The organism is Streptomyces sp. NBC_00464, from assembly GCF_036013915.1.
In the GTDB taxonomy this organism is placed as follows: domain Bacteria; phylum Actinomycetota; class Actinomycetes; order Streptomycetales; family Streptomycetaceae; genus Streptomyces.
This window is the reverse complement of record NZ_CP107899.1, coordinates 2117726-2135657: the sequence shown is the minus strand read 5'-3', so window position 1 is coordinate 2135657 and position 17932 is coordinate 2117726. Positions and strand designations below refer to the sequence as shown.

General features: G+C 68.4%; 15 protein-coding genes and 1 riboswitch. Of the genes, 6 read left to right on the top strand and 9 right to left on the bottom strand.

The features are described from left to right. Positions 1-28 precede the first annotated feature (28 nt). Positions 29-1003 carry a helix-turn-helix domain-containing protein gene (locus OG912_RS09170; protein WP_327708928.1) on the bottom strand — a complete coding sequence of 325 codons (975 nt, stop codon included), beginning with the start codon at positions 1001-1003 and terminating at the stop codon, positions 29-31. Positions 1004-1084: 81 nt separating this feature from the next. Here OG912_RS09170 and OG912_RS09165 point away from each other — a divergent pair, with 81 nt between their 5' ends. Continuing rightward, complete coding sequence (locus OG912_RS09165) at positions 1085-1297, top strand: hypothetical protein (protein WP_327708927.1); 213 nt, start codon at positions 1085-1087, stop codon at positions 1295-1297. A 5-nt stretch (positions 1298-1302) separates the two neighbouring features. On the opposite strand, the gene OG912_RS09160 is transcribed toward OG912_RS09165, so the two are convergent. The 7 genes from OG912_RS09160 to OG912_RS09130 all read right to left on the bottom strand — a co-directional run bounded on the left by OG912_RS09160 (position 1303) and on the right by OG912_RS09130 (position 10237). Continuing rightward, positions 1303-2325: a ribonucleotide-diphosphate reductase subunit beta gene (locus OG912_RS09160; protein ID WP_327708926.1), complete on the bottom strand. Its 1023-nt coding sequence runs from the start codon at positions 2323-2325 to the stop codon at positions 1303-1305. After that, positions 2322-3665, bottom strand: coding sequence for an RNA-guided endonuclease IscB (iscB, locus tag OG912_RS09155; RefSeq protein ID WP_327713380.1), 1344 nt, complete (start codon positions 3663-3665; stop codon positions 2322-2324). Before iscB ends, OG912_RS09160 begins: the two co-directional genes overlap by 4 nt. Positions 3666-4001: 336 nt before the next feature. After that, a complete protein-coding gene (locus OG912_RS09150; RefSeq protein WP_327708925.1) occupies positions 4002-6383 on the bottom strand; it encodes a ribonucleoside-diphosphate reductase subunit alpha in 2382 nt (793 codons plus the stop codon). Between the two features lie 147 nt (positions 6384-6530). After that, a riboswitch (adenosylcobalamin-variant (AdoCbl-variant) riboswitch) is annotated at positions 6531-6627 on the bottom strand. A 78-nt stretch (positions 6628-6705) separates the two neighbouring features. After that, on the bottom strand, positions 6706-7218 hold the full coding sequence (locus OG912_RS09145) for a GNAT family N-acetyltransferase (RefSeq protein ID WP_327708924.1): 513 nt from the start codon (positions 7216-7218) through the stop codon (positions 6706-6708). A 117-nt stretch (positions 7219-7335) separates the two neighbouring features. Beyond that, entirely contained in the window at positions 7336-8964 is a 1629-nt protein-coding gene (gene mctP / locus OG912_RS09140; RefSeq protein WP_327708923.1) for a monocarboxylate uptake permease MctP, read from the bottom strand. Then, complete coding sequence (locus tag OG912_RS09135) at positions 8961-9173, bottom strand: DUF3311 domain-containing protein (protein WP_406092719.1); 213 nt, start codon at positions 9171-9173, stop codon at positions 8961-8963. Before OG912_RS09135 ends, mctP begins: the two co-directional genes overlap by 4 nt. Before the next feature lie 287 nt (positions 9174-9460). After that, complete coding sequence (locus tag OG912_RS09130; RefSeq protein ID WP_327713379.1) at positions 9461-10237, bottom strand: GntR family transcriptional regulator; 777 nt, start codon at positions 10235-10237, stop codon at positions 9461-9463. 281 nt (positions 10238-10518) lie between these two features. Here OG912_RS09130 and OG912_RS09125 point away from each other — a divergent pair, with 281 nt between their 5' ends. From OG912_RS09125 to OG912_RS09110, 4 genes are all read left to right on the top strand, one after another. Beyond that, a complete protein-coding gene (locus OG912_RS09125; protein ID WP_326738659.1) occupies positions 10519-11817 on the top strand; it encodes a sugar ABC transporter substrate-binding protein in 1299 nt (432 codons plus the stop codon). A 128-nt stretch (positions 11818-11945) separates the two neighbouring features. Continuing rightward, entirely contained in the window at positions 11946-12959 is a 1014-nt protein-coding gene (locus OG912_RS09120; protein ID WP_326738660.1) for a carbohydrate ABC transporter permease, read from the top strand. After that, positions 12956-13819, top strand: coding sequence for a carbohydrate ABC transporter permease (locus OG912_RS09115; RefSeq protein WP_326738661.1), 864 nt, complete (start codon positions 12956-12958; stop codon positions 13817-13819). The genes OG912_RS09120 and OG912_RS09115 overlap by 4 nt, the downstream gene beginning before the upstream one ends. Positions 13820-13826: 7 nt before the next feature. Further along, positions 13827-15362 carry a glycoside hydrolase family 3 protein gene (locus OG912_RS09110; RefSeq protein WP_327708921.1) on the top strand — a complete coding sequence of 512 codons (1536 nt, stop codon included), beginning with the start codon at positions 13827-13829 and terminating at the stop codon, positions 15360-15362. A 188-nt stretch (positions 15363-15550) separates the two neighbouring features. Here OG912_RS09110 and nagB read toward each other — a convergent pair whose 3' ends face one another. Then, positions 15551-16336: a glucosamine-6-phosphate deaminase gene (gene nagB / locus OG912_RS09105; protein WP_326738663.1), complete on the bottom strand. Its 786-nt coding sequence runs from the start codon at positions 16334-16336 to the stop codon at positions 15551-15553. A gap of 219 nt (positions 16337-16555) precedes the next feature. Between nagB and OG912_RS09100 the strand changes: the two genes are divergently transcribed. Then, on the top strand, positions 16556-17626 hold the full coding sequence (locus tag OG912_RS09100; protein ID WP_326738664.1) for an SIS domain-containing protein: 1071 nt from the start codon (positions 16556-16558) through the stop codon (positions 17624-17626). Positions 17627-17932 lie beyond the last annotated feature (306 nt).

The window sequence follows — 17932 nt, the reverse complement described above, 5'->3', positions numbered from 1 at the left end:
AATGATCCGATGTCAGCCCGATGGAGAGTCAGGCGACTTCGGTCAGTTCGGTCGGGCCCCGGAAGGTCCTGCGGTACGCGTTCGGCGTGGTGCCCAGGGAGCGTACGAACTGATGGCGGAGTGCCGCGGCGTTTCCGAAGCCCGTCTGTCCGGCGATCGTATCCATCGTTTCATCGGATGTCTCCAGAAGATGCTGCGCCAGCAGCACCCGCTGGCGCAGCAGCCAGCGGTACGGGGTGGTGCCCGTCTCCTGCTGGAAGCGGCGGGCGAAGGTGCGCGGGGACATGTGCGCCTGTGCGGCCAGCTGCTCGACGGTCATCTCCTGGTCGAGGTGGCGCTCCATCCAGGCGAGCGTGTCGCCGACCGTGTCGCAGCGGGTGCGGGGCAGCGGACGCTGGATGTACTGCGCCTGCCCGCCGTCGCGATGCGGCGGCACCACCATGCGGCGGGCGATGGTGTTGGCGGCGGCGGTCCCGTACTCCTGGCGGATCAGGTGCAGACAGGCGTCGATCCCCGCGGCCGTGCCCGCCGAGGTGATGACGGAGCCCTCGTCCACGTACAGCACGTCCGGCTCGACGATCGCCCGAGGGAAGCGGCGGGCCAGCTCGGCGGCATGCCGCCAGTGCGTGGTGCAGCGCCGGCCGTCCAGCAGGCCGGCCGCGCCGAGCATGTACGCCCCCGAGCAGACGCTCAGCACCCTGGCCCCGCGGTCCACGGCCCGGCGCAGTGCCTCCAGGGCCTCCTCGGGGAACTCCCGGTCGCCGAAGCGGCTGCCGGCCGGGATGGCGATGAGGTCGGCCTCCTCCAGGCGGTCGAGGCCGAAGGGGGTGTTGATGGTGAACCCGGCGTGGGTCCGAAGGACCGGGCCCTCGGCGGAGACCACGGCGAAGTCCTGCACCGGCAGTCCCTCGTCGCTGCGGTCGAGTCCGAACACCTCGGACAGAACGCCGAGCTCGAAGGGGTGTACCTCGTCGAGCAGCAGGGCGGCGACATTTTTCAGCATGGCCCCAGTGTGGCAGTAATTCGATGGTCCATGACAGTCCTGCCACTGACGCGATCGGCCGGAAACGACGACAGTAGAGGCATGAACACATTCCTGAACTTCCTGGGCATATCCGCCGTTATCGCTCTCGTCCTGCTGCCGGCGCTGGCCGGCATCGCCCGCGAACGCCGCATCGACCGCGAGCTCCGGGAGGCGGAACGGGCCCGCCGTACCGAACCCCCGCAAACGGCGGACGCCGCACGGCCGGTGAGGGCCGCACGGCGTCCGTACGTCAGGAGCTGGGCGAGGATCTGAAGGGACTAGAAGTCGTCGTCGAAGCCGACCGTGCCCTCGACCGCCACCTGGTAGGCGGACGGGCGGCGCTCGAAGAAGTTCGTCAGCTCCTGGACGCCCTGGAGCTCCATGAACGAGAACGGGTTCTCCGAGCCGTACACCGCCGGGAAGCCCAGCCGGGTGAGCCGCTGGTCGGCGACGCACTCCAGGTACTGGCGCATCGACTCGGTGTTCATGCCGGGCAGGCCCTCGCCGCACAGGTCACGGCCGAACTGCAACTCCGCCTCGACGGCCTCCTTCAGCATGTCGGTGACCTGCTGCTGGAGAGCGTCGTCGAAGAGCTCCGGCTCCTCCTTGCGGACGGTGTCCACGACCTCGAACGCGAAGTTCATGTGCATCGTCTCGTCACGGAACACCCAGTTGGTGCCCGTGGCGAGGCCGTGCAGCAGACCGCGCGAGCGGAACCAGTACACGTACGCGAAGGCGCCGTAGAAGAACAGGCCCTCGATGCACGCCGCGAAGCAGATCAGGTTCAGCAGGAAGCGGCGGCGGTCGGCCTTCGTCTCCAGCCGGTCGATCTTCTCGACCGAATCCATCCACTTGAAGCAGAACTGCGCCTTCTCGCGGATCGACGGGATCTCCTCGACCGCGTCGAAGGCGGCCGCCCGGTCGTCCGGGTCGGGCAGATAGGTGTCGAGCAGCGTCAGATAGAACTGGACGTGCACGGCCTCCTCGAACAGCTGCCGCGACAGGTACAGCCGCGCCTCGGGTGAGTTGATGTGCTTGTACAGCGTCAGCACGAGGTTGTTGGAGACGATCGAGTCACCCGTCGCGAAGAACGCGACGAGCCGGCCGATCATGTGCTGCTCGCCCGGCGAGAGCTTGGCGAGGTCGGCGACGTCGGAGTGGAGGTCGACCTCCTCCACCGTCCAGGTGTTCTTGATCGCGTCCCGGTAGCGCTCGTAGAAGTCCGGGTAGCGCATCGGCCGCAGGGTCAGTTCGAAGCCCGGGTCCAGCAGGTTCTTGTGTCGTTCGGGTGTGGTGCTCATGAGCTGAGAGGGGTGTGTGTCCCAGAGGCTATGCCTGGGGAGGCCCCTGTCTCCTTCTCTGTGGTGTAGGCGTATCCGTCGGCTCGCTGGAGGAGGAGGACGTGCCGGTGGTGGATTCCCTGCACAGTGCCGTGCCGGGTGGTGATGTTGAAGCTGCCGCTGGTGCGGACCGCGACCCGGCCCGTGTGCGTTCCCGCCTTCTTGCCGGTGGGAACTACCGCCCTGACGAGGTCTCCGGTTTGGAACCCGCGGACCGTCTTTCTCCTGGGCAGACGCAAGCGAGGGAAGCCGTGTTTGTCAGCACGAGTGCGGGCGTACGTGCCTCGCCCTGTGCAGCTGACGATCAGTACGTGCGCTGGATGCCGAGTGATGGCATCGACTTTGCCTACGGCCAGGGCGTCCTGAGTGTGCGTCTTAGGCAGACGATTGCGGATGTGATTCCATTTGGTGCGTCCGCCGGAGGAGACGTGTGTCTGCCAACGGGCGTTGATGGCACGCCATAGTGCCCATCTGGTGCTGTTGACGGCAGCGGCATCTACCAGAGGTGCCTTTGCCTGGGCGAGGATCTGCGCGAGTCGCTGAGGGTTGCGGACCAGGAACTTCTCGACTGAGATGTTGCCCTTCGCCTGATTACAGGGGATGCAAGCCAAGGCGAGGTTCGAGATTCGATCGGTGCCGCCTCGCGAGCGCGGGCGGATGTGATCGATGTTCAGAGGTACACCGGTAGCTCCGCAGTAGGCACAGGCGTGGCGCCATTTGGCGAGGGGGTACTCACGAGCCTCATAGCCCGCGAGAGTGCCCTGCTGGTACTCAATGCCACCCGTGGAGGCCCTCCCGAGAGTGAGGGCGTGGGTGTCGAACGCCGCACGTTCTACGTGCACCCTTTTCACCGGAGTCCAGCGAGTGAGCCTCTCCAGCCAGGCGAGCGTGGTGTCCACCCGATGGCGCAATGTGGGAGGGAGCCAACCGGCCTGCACAGCACGATTGTTGAAGCGTGCAGGGCGGTGGCGCAGGTTCACCGACCGGCGTCGGCGCCGAAACGCGGCACGTTGGAGCATCTTCTTGCGAATGGTTGCGCCCCGGTGATCGAGCTGCAGTGCGAAGCGGCCTTGTCGTTCACCAGCGACCGAGGTGAACACTGCGACCCCCGTGTGCCTGCTGCCAGGGTCGATACCTATCTCCACTCCTTCCACCACGGATTCCGTGATGGTGCGATCCCTCAGACGGATCACGAACGGTGTGTACCGGTGTACAGCTGCGCGCCCCGCTCCCAACAGTTTCCGGGCGCGGGCCGGACTGCAGGGCTGCAACGGTATGCCGTGTTTGTCGATGACAAACACATATGAATGGGCCTCACGGCCCGCCTCCCGGACCAGACGGTCCGAGGTGACGCGCCCGGCGGCAGGTGAGCTGCCCGGCGTCTCCCCTCGCACATGTTCCGTACCGGGTGCCGCGTTGCGGCGCCCGGCTCCCGTTTCGTCCATGCTCCTGAGGTTGTCTGCTGAGCCGGGTTCCAGAGCCGACTGCTGAGGAAGCACAGTCGGGTGGGTCTGCTGTCCTGTACGGAACGTAGCCACCAAGGTCACCTCCTTCTTGGTGATGGCTGGTGCTGGTCACAGGAGGCGTCGGCCGGAAGGGCCGGCGCCTTCCACTCTTCGAGCGGAAGAAGCCTGTGACTACTGGCAGGCCTCGCAGCTCTCCGGGTTCTCCAGAGAACAGGCGACCGCATCGGTCGTACTCTCCAACTGCTGTGTGGGGATCGAAGTTACGGACGACGCGGCACGCGCGATCCGGGTCGCCGGGCGGGAGCGCAGGTAGTACGTCGTCTTCAGCCCCTGCTTCCAGGCGTACGCGTACATCGAGGAGAGCTTGCCGATCGTCGGCGTCTCCAGGAACAGGTTCAGCGACTGGCTCTGGTCGAGGAACGGCGTACGGGCCGCCGCCATGTCGATCAGTCCGCGCTGCGGGATCTCCCACGCGGTGCGGTACAGCGCCCGCACCTCCTCGGGGATCCAGGCGAAGCCCTGCACGGAGCCGCTCGCCTCGCGCAGCGCCTCACGGGTCCGCGCGTCCCACACGCCGAGCTTCTTCAGCTCGTCCACCAGGTAGGCGTTGACCTGGAGGAACTCACCGCTGAGCGTCTCGCGCTTGAAGAGGTTGGAGACCTGGGGCTCGATGCACTCGTACACGCCCGCGATCGAGGCGATCGTCGCCGTCGGCGCGATGGCAAGGAGCAGCGAGTTGCGCATGCCGGTCTTCGCGACCCGGGCCCGCAGGGCGTCCCAGCGCTCCGGCCAGTTCAGCTCGGTGTCGTAGTGGTCGGGGTGCAGCACGCCGCGGGCGGCACGCGTCTCGGACCAGGCGGGGAGGGGACCCGACCGCTCGGCGAGGTCGCAGGACGCCTCGTACGCCGCGAGCATGATGCGCTCGGAGATCTTCGTCGACAGCGCACGGGCCTGGGGGGAGTCGAACGGCAGCCTCAGCTGGAAGAAGACGTCCTGGAGACCCATGGCGCCCAGACCCACCGGCCGCCAGCGGGCGTTGGAGCGGCCGGCCTGCTCGGTCGGGTAGAAGTTGATGTCCACGACCCGGTCGAGGAACGTCACGGCGGTACGCACGGTGGCGTCCAGACGCTCCCAGTCGATGGTGCCGTCGGCGACGAACGCGCCGAGGTTGACCGAACCGAGGTTGCAGACGGCCGTCTCGCCGTCGTCGGTGACTTCGAGGATCTCGGTGCACAGGTTCGAGGAGTGCACGACGCGGCCCGGTTCGGCGGTCTGGTTCGCGGTCCGGTTGGAGGCGTCCTTGAACGTCATCCAGCCCTGGCCGGTCTGGGCCAGCGTCCGCATCATCCGGCCGTAGAGCTCACGGGCCGGCATGGTCTTGCGCGCCAGGCCCTTGGCCTCGGCCGCGCGGTAGACGGCGTCGAACTCGTCGCCCCACAGGTCGACCAGCTCGGGCACATCGGCTGGGGAGAACAGCGACCAGGTGCCGTCCGTGTCGACCCGGCGCATGAACTCGTCGGGGATCCAGTGCGCCAGGTTGAGGTTGTGCGTACGCCGCTGGTCCTCGCCCGTGTTGTCGCGCAGCTCCAGGAACTCCTCGATGTCCGCGTGCCACGTCTCCAGGTAGACGGCGGCGGCGCCCTTGCGCCGGCCGCCCTGGTTGACCGCGGCGACGGAGGCGTCGAGCGTCTTCAGGAACGGCACGATGCCGTTGGAGTGCCCGTTGGTGCCGCGGATCAGTGAACCGCGGGCGCGGATGCGGGAGTACGAGAGGCCGATGCCGCCCGCGTGCTTGGAGAGGCGCGCCACCTGGTGGTAGCGGTCGTAGATCGAGTCCAGCTCGTCCAGCGGCGAGTCCAGCAGGTAGCAGGAGGACATCTGCGGGTGACGGGTGCCGGAGTTGAAGAGCGTGGGGGAGGAGGGCAGGTAGTCCAGCCGGCTCATCAGCCCGTACAGCGCGGCGACCTCGTCCAGGGCGCGGTCGGAGGTGTCCTCGGCCAGCCCGGAGGCGACGCGCAGCATGAAGTGCTGCGGCGTCTCGATGACCTGGCGGGTGATCGGGTGGCGCAGCAGGTAGCGGCTGTGCAGGGTGCGCAGGCCGAAGTAGCCGAAGCGGTCGTCGGCGCCGTCGGCGAGCGACCGCGCCACCAGTGCGTCGAGCGCGGCCGCGTGGAGCGTCACGAACTCGGCGGTGCGGTCCGCGATCAGGCCCTCGCGGTGCCCGACGGCGACCGACGCGGAAAACGATGTCGCGCCCTGCCCGGCCGCCTCGTCCGCGATGGTGCGGGTGAGGAGGCGGGCGGCGAGCCGGGAGTAGGCGGGGTCCTCGGAGATCAGTCCCGCGGCGGCCTCGGTGGCCAGCGAGCGCAGCTCCGCCTCGTCCGACCGGGCGTTGCGGCCGCGCAGCGCGGCGGCGGCGACGCGTCCGGGGTCGGTGTCGGGCAGATCGGCGGTGAGGTCGGTCAGGGTCCGCAGCAGCACGGTTCCCGGTCCGTCGCTCGTGGTTCCCGTTGATTCGGCCGCTGTAACCGGATCGGCTGGCGCGATGGTCACGTGGTGCACTCCCTCGCTCGGCTCTGGGCCTTCGGGGAGCGGAGGGCGGCCGGGCGGAGCGCGGCAGGGCAGCGCTCCGTGCGGCGTCCACCGGCCCATCCACGAGGCCCGGACTTCTGGGCATCCGGATCGGTCGAGCCGGATGCGCTGTCGGCAGGACCTCGGACTCGGGTGCGCAAAAGCACACCGAACACACCGTTGCGGGACAGTTCCGGATTCGCACCGGATTTCCCTGCGGCGACAGCGAGCACGAGCATACATGTGGGGGCTGCCGGATGAGGCAGCCCCCACATGTTGTGTCGTACGTGATCTCAGTGCGCGCTCACGGCGCGGGGTGGAGGTCCAGACGGTAGGCCAGCAGCTTGAGGTCGTCGATGGGATTCCAGTCCCTCTCGGGGGTCCGTACGAAGCCGAGGCGCCCGTAGATCCTATGGGCGCCGCGCATCGCCGGGAGCGTCGACAGGACAAGGCCGGTGACGCCCGCGGTGCCCCGTGCGCGGTCGATACAGGCCCGTACGAGGGCCTCACCCGCCCCGGCTCCACGGGCCTCGCGGGAGACCGCCAGCATCCGGAACTCGGCCTCGTCCGCCGCTGCGATGTCGGCCCACGGATTTCCCGGCGGGGCGTAGGCGACCCCGCCCAGGACGCGGCCCTGCGCGTCGACGGCCACCAGAACCTCGGCCTCGGCGGCCCGGCGGGGCACGTCGCGCAGCTTCGCCAGGTACGGGTCGTCGGTGCCGTAGTCCAGGAGCCCGTCGCCGAGATAGGCCTCGGCGGTGATCTCGCCGAGGAGAGCGTGCTCGGCGGGCTCGACCGGCCGGATTGCAATGTCCATGGGCGGAAGTCTGCCGCAGGAACGGGCCGTGGCCGCAAGGGGATTTCCGCGGGACGCGCGAACGGGCCGCCGCACCTCTCCGGGGAGGGTGCGGCGGCCCGTTCGCGCAGGCGACGGTCAGTGGCCGCCCGGCGCACCGGCGGTGGCCGGCGGGAGCTCCGTCTTCACACCCGGGTCGCCCGCGTCCGCGGTGTAGTCGCTCGGAGAGGTCTCGTCGACCCCGGCCGGCGCCTTCACGGCGTTCAGGACGAAGGTGAGGACGACGGTCACCACGAGGTTCAGCACGAAGGCCGTCAGACCGATGTAGCCGATCTCGCCGAGGCCCGGGATCTCCTTGGAGGACCCGCCGAAGTGCTTCTGGGTCGGGCTGGCGACCCCGTAGGCGGCGGCCGTTCCGTAGATCATGCCGACCGCCCAGCCCGCGAGCAGCGCCCAGCGGTGGAACCATCGGGTGAACAGCCCGCCGACCAGGGCCGGCATCGTCTGGAGGATCCAGATTCCGCCGAGCAGCTGGAAGTTGATCGCGACCGTCTTGTCCATGGTGAGGACGAAGGCGAGCGCGCCGACCTTCACCAGCAGCGACACCAGCTTGGAGACCTTGGTCTCCTGCGCGGGGGTCGCGTCGGGCTTGAGGAAGTCCTTGTAGATGTTGCGGGTGAACAGGTTCGCCGCGGCGATCGACATGATCGCGGCGGGCACCAGTGCGCCGATACCGATGGCGGCGAACGCCACGCCCGCGAACCAGTCGGGGAACATGTTCTCGAACAGCTGCGGGATCGCCAGCTGGCCGTTGTCCACCTTGACGCCGGCGGCGATCGCCATGAAGCCGAGCAGCGCGAGCAGGCCCAGCATCAGCGAGTACAGCGGAAGGATCGTCGTGTTGCGGCGGATCACCTCACGGCTGCGGCTGGAGAGCGTCGCCGTGATCGAGTGCGGATACATGAAGAGCGCCAGCGCCGAACCGAGGGCCAGGGTGGCGTAACCCCACTGGCCCGCCGCCGCGGGTGCGAGCGCACCGGTCGGCTTGCCTCCCGGCGGACCGGCGAACTTCTCCTGGGCGGCGGCGAAGATGTCGTCGAAGCCGCCGAGCTTGATCGGGATGTAGATGATCGCCACGGCGATGACCAGGTAGATCAGGCCGTCCTTGACGAAGGCGATCAGCGCGGGCGCGCGCAGCCCGGAGGAGTACGTGTACGCAGCGAGCACCGCGAAGGCGATCAGCAGCGGCAGGTCCTTGATGAACCAGTGGGTGTTCTCGCCGCCGCCGACGCCCATCACGTCCAGCACCGCCTGGATGCCGACGAGTTGCAGCGCGATGTACGGCATCGTGGCGAGGATGCCGGTGACGGCGACCGCCAGCGAGAGCCCCTTGGAGCCGAAGCGGCCGCGGACGAAGTCCGAGGTGGTGACGTAGCCGTGCTTGTGCGACACCGACCACAGACGCGGCAGGAAGGTGAAGATCAGCGGGTACACCAGGATGGTGTAGGGCACCGCGAAGAAGCCGGCGGCGCCCGCCGCGTAGATCGCCGCGGGAACGGCGACGAAGGTGTACGCGGTGTAGAGGTCGCCGCCGAGCAGGAACCAGGTGACCCAGGTGCCGAACGAACGGCCGCCAAGACCCCATTCGTCGAGGCTGGCCTCGTTCTCGGCCTTGCGCCACCGGGCGGCCATGAAGCCGACGACCGTGACGGCCAGGAAGAAGAAGATGAAGACGCCGAGTGCGACGCCGTTCACGCCGTCCTTCATGCTGACGCACCCCCCTTGCGGGCGCGCTGGTCACGCTGCCACAGCTTGTACGCGATCATCGTGAGCGCCGTGGAGATCAGCACCCAGAGCATCTGGTACCAGTAGAAGAACGGGATGCCGATGAAGGCCGGGTCGACCTTGGCGTACGAACTCACCCAGAGCATCGCCACGAACGGCGCGATGAGACAGAGGGCGATGACCACCCGCATGGGTGTGACGGTGGGTGGTTTTCCTTCTGGTTCTTCCGGCATGGCGGCGACTCCGTCCCCTCGCTGATCACCTGTTGCAATGCGCAGGAAATCTAGGCGAGGGTTCCGTCCACCGTCACCCCCTGTCCGCATTGCGGTCCGGCAACGGTCCTGAGACGTCGGACAGTTGGTCGAAATATCGCCAAAGGTCGGGGTGTTGGTCCGGACCAAAAAGGGCCGGGGCGCCGAACAGCCCCCGTGGGAAGGGTTCCACGAGGGCTGCGGGCTTGCACGGTGGCGCGGACGGATCAGTCCAGCGGTCGCTTCAGGCGGGCCACGAACTTGTAGCGGTCGCCCCGGTAGACCGAGCGCACCCACTCGACCGGCTCGCCCTGTCCGTCCAGCGAGTGCCGGGACAGCATGAGCATCGGCAGACCCACGTCCGTGCCGAGCAGGCCGGCCTCGCGCGGGGTGGCGAGGGAGGTCTCGATGGTCTCCTCGGCCTCGGCCAGCCGTACGTCGTACACCTCGGACAGGGCCGTGTAGAGGGACGTGTACTTGACCAGCGAACGCCGCAGCGCGGGAAAGCGTTTGGCCGAGAGGTGGGTGGTCTCGATCGCCATCGGCTCACCGCTCGCCAGGCGCAGCCGCTCGATCCGCAGCACGCGGCCGCCCGTGCTGATGTCGAGGAGTCCGGCGAGCATGTCGTCGGCCGTGACATAGCCGATGTCCAGTAGCTGGGACGTCGGTTCCAGCCCCTGGGCGCGCATGTCCTCGGTGTACGAGGTGAGCTGCAGGGCCTGTGAGACCTTCGGCTTGGCGACGAAGGTGCCCTTTCCCTGGATGCGCTCCAGTCGGCCCTCGACGACCAGTTCCTGGAGTGCCTGGCGCACGGTGGTGCGCGAGGTGTCGAACTCGGCGGCCAGGGTTCGCTCCGGGGGCACGGGGGTGCCCGGCGGCATCGTGTCCGTCATGTCGAGGAGATGTCGCTTCAGCCGGTAGTACTTCGGGACGCGCGCGGTGCGCGTGCCCGCGCCCGTGCCCGCGCCCGTCTCGCTCTCCGTACTGCCCCCGTCGGCACCCATGGCCCGCCTTCCCGACTGCTGCGTTGCTGCCGTCACCGGCTCCTCCGTCTGTCGCGGCTCACATGGTGGCACGGTCCGGTCACGGCTCGTCGCCCTCCCTCAGGTGTCGGTCCTATAACGGACGCGAGTGCACTTCTTATACACCCTTGACACCCCTAAAGGTCTAGGCCAAGCTCCCGGTACTGGTCTAAACCATTAAAGACCAGGTCCCAGCCCCAGTAGTACTCGTCGACGATTTTGCGCGGTGGGCGGGGGGTTGCAGCATCCCTGAGGAGGGTGGCGTGAAGCGCAAGCTCATCGCGGCGATCGGCGTCGCGGGCATGTTGGTTTCCGTGGCGGCATGTGGTTCCGACGACACGGCGTCGTCGAAGGACCCGAAGGACCGCAAGGAGAACCTGACCGTCTGGCTCATGGGCGAGGCCCAGTCGACCTGGCCGGAACTGGTCAAGGACGCCAATGCCGAGTTCAAGAAGAAGTACCCGAACGTCACGGTCAAGGTCCAGTACCAGCAGTGGGCTGACAAGGTAAAGAAGCTCGACACCTCCCTCGGTGGCGACAAGTTCCCGGACGTTGTCGAGCTCGGCAACACCGAGACCATGCAGTACATCCTCAACGGCGCGCTCGCCGAGGTGGACACGAAGAAGTACGAGAACTCGGACACCTGGATCAAGGGTCTGAAGGACACCTGCTCCTACGAGGGCAAGACCTTCTGTGTCCCCTACTACGCCAGCGCCCGTCTCGCGGTCTACAACAAGGACATGCTGAAGGCCGGCACCGGCAGCGACGTCCTTCCGCAGAACGAGGACGAGTTCCTCAAGGCCATGGACAAGGTCCAGGCCGAGCTCGCGAAGAAGGACAAGCGCGCCTCGTCCCTCTACTACCCGGGCCGTTACTGGTACGCGGCCATGTCCTACGTCGCGGCGTACGGCGGCCAGATCGCCAAGTACGACGAGGGCTCCAAGGAGTGGAAGGCCAGCCTTTCCAGCCCCGAGGCGCAGAAGGGCATCCAGCACTTCGTCGACCTGGTCAAGAAGTACAACAAGGCCGACCAGACGAAGGACGAGCAGGACCACGCCAACGTCATGGCCAACGAGAAGGCCGCGGTCATCTACGGCCAGGCCTGGGAGGCCGGCAGCGTCACCACGGGCGAGAACGGCAACCCGAAGCTCGAGGGCAAGATCGCGACGGCCGGTATGCCCGGCCCGAACGGCAAGGCGCTCCCGTCCTTCATCGGTGGTTCCGACCTGGCCGTCGTCTCCAAGTCGAAGGTCCAGGACCTCGGCCAGGAGTGGATCTCGCTCTTCACCAACGCGAAGTCCATGGAGGTCCTCGCGTCGAAGAACATCCTCCCCAACAACGAGAAGCAGCTTGAGCCGCTGAAGGCCAAGCCCGAGACGGCCGCCATCGCCAACGCGGTGCCGGACGCCTGGTTCACGCCGATCGCGCCGGGCTGGGCCTCGATCGAGAAGGAGGAGATTCTGGAGAACATGCTCCTGAAGATCCTCAAGGGCACCTCGGTCGCCGATGCCGCCAAGAAGGCGGACAGCGAGATCGACGCGCTGATCAACAAGAAGGCCTGATCAACAAGAAGGCCTTCGCCTTCTGATCGCCAGGCGGGGGCCCGGCACTGTGCCGGGCCCCCGCTCCTTTCGCAAAGAACGCCGTGTTTTCCGGGGACTGCCTCGGACCCGCGATGGAAGGTCGCCACGTGACTGCCGCCGATACCAAGGCCGCCGGGCCACCGGTCCCCGTACCACGTGATCCCGAAGTGGCCGGGAGCCCGCTGTCCGATGAGGGCGGCAAGGCCCCCCGTACACAGAAGAGGAAGCGGAAGAAGGGCGAACTCCTCCCCTACTTCCTGATCCTCCCGGCGATCGTGGCGATCGCCGCCGTCTACCTCTACCCGCTCGGCAAGACCGTCATCATGTCCTTCCAGGACATGGGCCGGCGCGAGCTGTGGAGCGGTGAGCCCGCACCGTGGGTCGGACTGGACCAGTTCACCAACATCCTCGGCGACTCCGAGTTCTGGTGGGTCACCTTCCGCACGGTCGTCTTCATGGCCATCTGCGTGACGCTCACCATGGGCATCGGCCTGCTGATCGCCCTGCTGATGCGGCGCCTCTCCAACTGGGTCCGGCTGATCCTGACCTTCTGCCTGATCGCCGCCTGGTCGATGCCGCTGATGGTCGCCGCCTCGATCTTCCGCTTCATGGCCGACTCCGACTACGGGCTCATCAACACCCTCATCGCGAAGGTCGTCGGCGAGGACTTCCTCGGCCACAACTGGTACCTGGACCCGATCCAGGGCTTCGCGATCATCACCCTGCTGGTGGTCTGGGGCGCCATCCCCTTCGTCGTCGTCACGCTGTACGCGGCCCTCACCCAGGTCCCCCAGGAACTGGAAGAGGCCGCCTCGCTCGACGGCGCCAGCAGCTACGGCGTCTACCGCTATGTCACCTGGCCGGTCATCAAGCCGGTGTTCAGCATGGTGGCCACCCTCTCGGTGATCTGGGACTTCAACGTCTTCGGCCAGATCTGGCTGCTGCGCGGCAGCAAGCCCGAGCCGGAGTACGAGACCCTCGGCCTCTACTCCTACTCCAAGGCCTTCGAGTCCACCTCCTTCAGTCAGGGCACCGCAATCGCCCTGATCACGGTGCTGCTGCTGTCCGGCGTGGCCGTGTACTACCTGCGCCAGCTCATGAAGACGGGAGAGGTCGAATGAGCACCACGACCGACACACCACAGGTCCTTCGCCCCGACCGCAAGAAGAGCCGGGCCGGCCTGAACATCCTCGGACTGGGCATCGCCCTGGTCATGGTCTTCCCGGTCTACTGGCTGGTCATCAGCTCGCTGCGGCCCAGCCGGGAGATCCGCTCGTACGACCAGACGCTGTGGCCCTCGTCGATCACCTTCGACAACTTCGTCCGGGCCACGCAGCAGCCGAACTTCGGCACCGCGATCCAGTCCAGCCTGATCGTCTCCGTCACCGCCGTGGTCGGCGGCATGATCATCGCCACCCTGGCGGCGCTCGCCATCGGCCGGTTCCGCTTCTTCGGCCGCAAGACCCTGGTCCTCATCCTCATCCTGGTCCAGATGCTGCCGCCGACGGCGATGCTCATCCCGATCTACGCCCAGCTCAACGCCATGGGCGGGATCGACGAGTACTGGAGCCTGATCGTCGTCTACCTGGTCTCCACCCTGCCGTTCGCGACGATCATGATCCGCGGCTTCGTGGTGAACATCCCGGTGGAGTTGGAGGAGTCCGCCATGGTGGACGGCTGCACCCGCTTCGGAGCCTTCCGCCGCGTGATCCTGCCGCTGCTCGCACCCGGCCTCGCTGCCGCGTCGATCTTCGCGCTCGTGAACGCGTGGAACGAGTACCTCTTCGCGTACATCCTGATCAACGACAACTCCAAGTACACGCTCAACGTGTGGCTGATGACGTTCACGAGTGAGCGCGGTACGGACTATGGCGCCCTGATGGCGGCATCGACCATGATCGCCCTTCCGGTCGTCATCTTCTTCATGATCGTCCAGAAGAAGATGGCCGCGGGTCTCACCTCCGGCGCCGTGAAGGGATAACGCCGCCATGACCACCCTCGTATCCACCACGGACACCGTCACCCGTGACGCCCTCGCCGTGCTGCAGCCGGGATTCACCGGCACCACCGCCCCCGACTGGCTGCTGCGCCGGGTCGGCGAAGGACTCTCCTCCGTCGGTCTGTTCGGCCGCAACATCCAGACCCCCGAGCAGCTTGCCGCGCTCACCGCGCAGCTCCGCGCCGAGCGGGACGACGTGCTCGTCGCGATCGACGAGGAGGGCGGCGACGTCACCCGGCTGGAGGTGCGTCACGGCTCGTCCTTCCCCGGCAACCTGGCGCTCGGCTCCGTCGACGACGTCGCACTGACCCGCGCCGTCGCCCGGGAGCTGGGCCGCCGGCTCGCCGACTGCGGCGTCAACCTCAACTGGGCGCCCTCCGCGGACGTCAACTCCAATCCCGGCAACCCGGTGATCGGGGTGCGGTCCTTCGGTGCCGACCCCCACCTGGTCGCCCGCCACACCGCCGCGTACATCGAGGGCCTCCAGGCCGCCGGCGTCGCCGCCTGCACCAAGCACTTCCCGGGGCACGGAGACACCGCGGTCGACTCGCACCACGCGCTGCCCCGCATCGACGTGGACCTGGAGACCCTGCACGCCCGTGAACTGGTGCCCTTCCGGGCGGCCATCGCGGCGGGTTCCAAGTCGGTGATGAGCGCGCACATCCTGCTTCCCGCGCTCGACCCGCACCGCCCGGCGACCCTGAGCCCGCAGATCCTGACCGGTCTGCTGCGCGAGGAGCTGGGTTACGACGGCCTGATCGTCACCGACGCCGTGGAGATGCAGGCCATCGCCTCGACGTACGGGATCGAGCGCGGCTCGGTCCTCGCGATCGCGGCGGGCGCCGACGCGCTCTGCGTCGGCGGCGGTCTCGACGACGACAGCACGGTCCTGCGGCTGCGCGACGCGCTGGTCGCGGCGGTCCGTGCCGGTGAACTGCCCGAGGAGCGGCTGGCGGACGCCGCCGCCCGGGTGCGGGCCCTTGCGTCCTGGACGCAGCGGGCCAGGGGGGCTGTATCGGAGTCGGGCGCGGCAGTGCAGGAGGGGACCGCGCCCGGCACCGGAGACAGCACGGGCATTGCCTCGGACATCGGTCTGATCGCCGCCCGCCGTGCGGTGAAGGTGACCGGCACGGCCGAACCGCTCACCGGACCGGCGTACGTCGCCGCGTTCACCCCGGTCGCGAACATCGCGGTCGGCGACGAGACCCCGTGGGGCGTCGCCGCCGAGCTGGCCCGGCTGGTGCCGGGCACCGGGACCGACACGTACAGCAGCGAGACCGAGGCAACCGCGGCCGGTGTGCTGCGGGCCGCGGGGGAGCGGCGCATCGTCGCGGTCGTCCGCGACGCGCACCGCCACCCGTGGATGACCGAGGCCCTCGACGCGGTGCTCGCGGCGCGTCCGGACACGATCGTGGTCGAGATGGGCGTCCCCCAGGCCGAACCCAGGGGCGCCCTGCACATCGCCACCCACGGCGCGGCCAGGGTCTGCGGCCTGGCGGCGGCGGAGGCCATCACCGCGGTCTGACCATCAGCCGGTCCGGGCCCAACCAAGCCGGTCCGGGCCCAACCAAGCCGGTCCGGGCACAACCAAGCCGGTCCGGCCACAACCAAGCCCGTCCGGCGATTGAGGACAAAGGCGTCCAGCAGGACGCCCCGCACGCGAGAGGGCCGGGACACCACACGGTGTCCCGGCCCTCTCGCGTACCGGAAGAACTAAATACCCTGCCACAGCGGCTTCGCCGCATACGTGGCGCGGAAGTAGTCCGCCAGCTTCAGCTTGGACGCCGCCGCCTCGTCGACCACGACCGTCGCGTGCGGGTGCAGCTGCAGCGCCGACGCGGGCACGATCGACGCGATCGGTCCCTCGACCGTCTGCGCCACGGCGTCGGCCTTGCCCTCGCCCGTGGCGAGCAGGATCGGGTGACGGGACTCAAGGATCGTGCCGATGCCCTGGGTGATGACGTGGTGCGGCACCTGCGCGATGTCGTTGTCGAAGAAGCGCGCGTTGTCGACCCGGGTCTGCTCGGTCAGCGTCTTGATCCGGGTACGGGAAGCGAGCGAGGAGCACGGCTCGTTGAAGCCGATGTGCCCGTCGGTGCCGATGCCGAGCAGCTGGAGGTCCACGCCGCCGGCCTCGGCGAGCGCCTTGTCGTAGGCCTCGCAGGCGGCCTGGACGTCCTCGGCGGAGCCGTCGGGGCCCATGAACGACGCCTCGGAGAGCCCGAGCGGCTCGACGACCTCGCGCAGTACCACGGAGCGGTACGACTCCGGGTGGCCCGCAGGCAGCCCCACGTACTCGTCGAGCTGGCAGATGCGGGCGCGCGAGGCGTCCACGGCACCGGAGCGGACCTTGTCCGCCAATGCCTGGTAGATGGGCAGCGGGGTCGAGCCGGTGGCAACGCCGAGAAGGGCGTCGGGCTTACGGCTCAGCAGGGCGCCGATGGCCCCCGCGATCAGTTCGCCGCCTGCCTTGGCGTCCGGGACGATGACAACTTCCACGCGGGGCCTGCCGATCTGGAGTGAAGATATGTGGTATAGACCAATCTAAGTCTAATCTAGCAGACCTCGCACCCCTGGACACGGCCCCCGGGAGCACGCGGGGGAGACGTTTCGGAACCCCCGGGCACGGCCGCGCCGGGAGGTCGTCCGCTGGCGGGCCCCCGGCGCCCTGTGTTCGACTTGGCCGACGCATCGTGACACCCCCGGGAGGCACCAGACATGTCCGCCACGTACCCGGCCGGCGAGGGCGAGCAGCCCGGCCGGATCATGTCCGGTGAGATGGCCGAGCAGCCCGAGATGCTCCGGCGCATCCTCGACCGGGGGGCACCCGCCATCCGCGCGGTGGCCGCCGAGATCGCGGCCAGGAAGCCACGCTTCGTCCTGCTCACCGCCCGCGGTACGTCGGACAACGCCGCGCTCTACGCGAAGTACCTGCTGGAGATCACGCTGGGAATGCCCTGCGGCCTGGCTTCGATGTCCACGACCACCGCGTACGGCGCGAAGCCCGACCTGAAGGACGTCCTGGTCATCACCGTGAGCCAGTCCGGCGGCTCGCCCGACCTGGTGGCGTCGACGAAGGCGGCCCGGGAGGCCGGTGCGGTCACGCTGGCGGTGACCAACAGCCCGGACTCACCGCTCGCCGCGGTCTCCGAGTACCACATCGACATCCTGGCGGGACCGGAGAAGGCCCTGCCGGCCACCAAGACGTACACCGCCTCGCTGCTGTCCCTGTACCTCTTCGTGGAGGGCCTGCGCGGCGGCGACGGCGCGGCGGCCGCGATCCTGCCGGAGCTCGCCGAGGCGATCCTGGCCCGCAAGGACGAGGTCAAGGCCCTGGCGTCCCGCTACCGCTTTGCCGAGCGCATGGTCATCACCTCGCGCGGCTACGGCTATCCCACGGCCAAGGAAGCCGCCCTGAAGCTGATGGAGACGAGCTACATCCCCGCTCTGTCCTACTCGGGAGCCGATCTGCTGCACGGTCCGCTCGCCATGGTCGACAACATCTCCCCGGTGATCGCCGTGGTCACCGACGGCCGGGGCGGCGAGGCCCTCCAGCCGGTGCTCGACCGGCTGCGCGGGCGCGGGGCGGACCTCTTCGTGGTCGGCCCGAAGGCCCAGGTGGAAGCGGCCTCCGCCGGCTTCGTGCTGCCCATGGCCGGCGTCGCGGAGGAGGTCCAGCCGATCCTGGAGATCCTGCCGCTGCAGATGCTGGCCTACGAGGTGACGATCGCCCGCGGTCAGGACCCGGATGCGCCGCGCGCGCTCGCGAAGGTCACCGAGACCCGCTGAGAGGCACGTGATCCGCCCCCGGAAACACCCGCGGGCCGCGGCGCCGGGCCGGGACCCTCAGCCCGACCAGCACCGCAGCCCGGAGCAGGACCGCCCATGACGGGCGGTCGGTCCGGCCGGCGGTGTGCGGTGCCCCCGGCCGGGGGGAGATACCGGCGCAGTCAGGGCAGAGAGCGCGGGTACCTCGTTCCGCTCTCCTGTGCGGGGAGAGCGGAGGCTCTGTCTTGTGCATTGTGGACTAGACCATTCGCCCGTGTCCATCCGTGGTGCGCGGTGAATTCCGGCCCTTCCCCCTGCACGTACGGG